General features: G+C 53.7%; 1 protein-coding gene and 3 pseudogenes. 1 reads left to right on the plus strand and 3 read right to left on the minus strand.

Annotated features, from left to right (window positions below; translation table 11 throughout):
• Positions 1 to 78: 78 nt before the first annotated feature.
• Positions 79 to 414: pseudogene (locus ACYQ7X_RS17370) on the minus strand (transposase); the annotation flags it as partial.
• Between the two features lie 169 nt (positions 415 to 583).
• On the opposite strand from ACYQ7X_RS17370, the gene ACYQ7X_RS17375 reads away from it, so the two are divergent.
• Positions 584 to 1,915 (plus strand): right-handed parallel beta-helix repeat-containing protein, encoded by a 1,332-nt coding sequence (locus ACYQ7X_RS17375; RefSeq protein WP_459698334.1) that lies wholly within the window; start codon positions 584 to 586, stop codon positions 1,913 to 1,915.
• Between the two features lie 38 nt (positions 1,916 to 1,953).
• On the opposite strand, the pseudogene ACYQ7X_RS17380 reads toward ACYQ7X_RS17375, so the two are convergent.
• Together ACYQ7X_RS17380 and ACYQ7X_RS17385 are read right to left on the minus strand one after the other, a co-directional pair.
• Positions 1,954 to 2,304, minus strand: a pseudogene (locus tag ACYQ7X_RS17380) (IS5 family transposase); the annotation flags it as partial.
• 46 nt (positions 2,305 to 2,350) lie between these two features.
• Positions 2,351 to 2,611 (minus strand): annotated as a pseudogene (locus ACYQ7X_RS17385) (hypothetical protein); the annotation flags it as partial.

Here is a 2,611-nt window from a genome sequence, read left to right on the forward strand (position 1 = left end):
CCGCGTGATAATCGACCGCCTCTAACCCGATCACGCTCGCGCCCCGCCAAACCGAAGCCCCGTGCTCACGCCGCGACGCTTACGGCGAAAGTCGCTGCTGGTGCGGAAGTCCGGCCGGTTCAGGCCGGTGACCGCCATCATGTCGACCTGTTCTTCGCACGTCCGTGCCAACTGCCGGCTGGAATAGATGCCGCGACTGTAGCCATACAGCAGCAACGAGACCAGCATCCCAGGATGATAGGGCGGCTTACCCTGCCCGGATTTGTAGACGCCCACGATCGTCGAGAGGTCCAACCCCTCACGCACCGTATCGCGCACGAAATGCGCCACATGGCCAGGCAGGACAAACTGGTGAACCGATGGCGGCAGAAGCCAGTCTTGATCCCCGTCCCAGGAACGGAAGATCTTCCTCATAGCAATGACAGAATCGTATTTCGCTTCGCGCCGTCTAGCGAATTCTCGGACAGGCTCCTAGAGCACCCAATCAAAATACCCGCTTTGGTTGGAAGATTTAAACCGCCCTATCACGGTTCTTTAACCGAGCCTGCCGTAAGCAGTTTTAGGAAAGGTCTGGAGAAACGCGATGAATTACGGCGCATTTGACCCCAGCACAATGATCTCCACCATGTCATTAGGGGTGACTCCTTCATCAGGTGACTCGTTCGCCGCGCTACAAGCGGCGGAGCTGACTGCCCATGGCGCCGGCAAAATGCTCTTTATCAACCCTGGAACCTATTTCATCTCTCAACCGCTGGGAGTCCAAGATGGAGATGTTATAACTGCTGCACTTAACTCAGTAAAAATTGAGCCGTTGAAGGCTAACATAACCCTCTTGGGCAATATCTTGGACCCCACTGGAGAGACAAAAAATGTCACTATTGCAAACATAATATTTGATGATAACTTTTCTGCTCCTGGAACCTCTAGCGCAGCGGCGCCATCCCAATGGGGAGCGCTAGCGGTATTTTGGCGGATCTCGGACTTCAGTTTTGTTAATGATACTTTCGAAAACGCTCCATATATAGGTATTCTTTTATCGAACGCCGATCATTCTGGATTTTCTGGCTGCAGTTTCTCGAGTATTGGGACTTGTCCATTTGGCAGTTCTGGGAGCGATCCGTATTCGCAAGGTATTGCCTTTACATCGAGCGATTATAAACCAAGCGTAGGAAACTACGTCGCCAGTTGCAGCTTCTCGCAGATCGGGCTGGATTCTGTTTCTGCAACTGACCAAACTGGGTTCTCTGTAACGGGAACAAGCTTTGCCAACCTCCAGGTTGAGCCGTCACAATTTTGGACACAGTTTCCGGCGGCAGGCGCTGGTGTGTATCTTGAGAATGACATTAGCTCGACGGTATCAGGCTGTACAGTGGCCAATGCAAGCGGAGCAGGGATTGATATTGCGTCCGATACCGGGGTCTCCATAAATCAATGCATAATAAACGACTCGAATGGGGCCGGCATAAACGTTGCGGCAGATAGTAACGTGACCATAAACCAAAATTTGCTAACAAACAACAATCAAGATCCGGGTACGTGGCTCTCTGCAGCTGCGATCACGGTAGCCGATCACGCTTGGGGGCAGGCTGGAGCCGATAGCTCGAATGTATGGATTTATCAAAACGTCGCCACAAATACCAACGGCAATGCGACGCAGTATTGGGCAGTGCAGATCAATCCCCAAGCCAATCCGGCCAATCTTTTCGTATGGAACAATGAATTTTATAATAACTCTATGCAGGTGACTTATGGAACGAATGGCATATTTGACGGTTACATACAACCGGGAACCTCAACCATAGTATCTGCTCCGCTCGACACAGGCGTGCTTGCGACTCCTCCTTCGTTTATCGCCCGCGATCCTGTGCCGACGGGCACTTCCAGAGCTCAGCTGAGAAGTGAACTATTAGCGTAGAGGTGCAGAGTTCGCGAAAGCCCAAATAGGGCTGGGACTCATAACCAGTAGCTGACGGTGGCAGCGATGCAAACGGCGGCATGGAAGTTGATGGCGAGACGGTCATAGCGGGTGGCGATACGACGAAAGTCCTTGAGGCGATTAAACATCCGCTCGATGGCGTTCCGGCTTTTGTAGAGATATGGGGAGAAGCAGTTTTTTCTGACGCGTGTGACCTTGGGCGGAATGTTGGGAGCTGCGCCCTTCGCTTCGATTTTCTCGCGCACGGCATTCGTGTCGTATCCCTTGTCGCCGTGGACCAATTCGGCCGTATGGATCTCATCGAGCAGCGTATCGGCCGCGACGCAATCTGGCACCTGGCCGCCGGTAAGAAGAAAAGCGATCGGACGGTGACGGGACTGTCAGGAATTTCGTGTGAGGGCGGCGGGTTGAACATCAGGCCGCCATGGCTCTGTTGAAACGTTCGCCGAAGAGAACGGCGAATTGCGCCTTGGCCATGATCCATTCGCGCGGGCCCATCTTCCACTCCTTTTCTGATCGGTTCAAGACCAGGAAGAGCAGGTAACCATCCGCCGGGTCACGCCTTGCGGGCTGGGGTGAGGTTGTTGAGAAGTATCCGTCCGGCGAGAGCCGTTGCCGAAGGTCAGGCGGCGGCGATTGCCTGAGTTTCGGATCGCCAATTCCAGGGCAGCAGGT

The organism is Acidisoma sp. C75, assembly GCF_054665095.1.

Excerpts from the sequence above, each read along its gene's own strand:
- ACYQ7X_RS17375 (WP_459698334.1), top strand. The coding sequence starts at position 584 with ATGAATTACGGCGCATTTGACCCCAGCACAATGATCTCCACCATGTCA.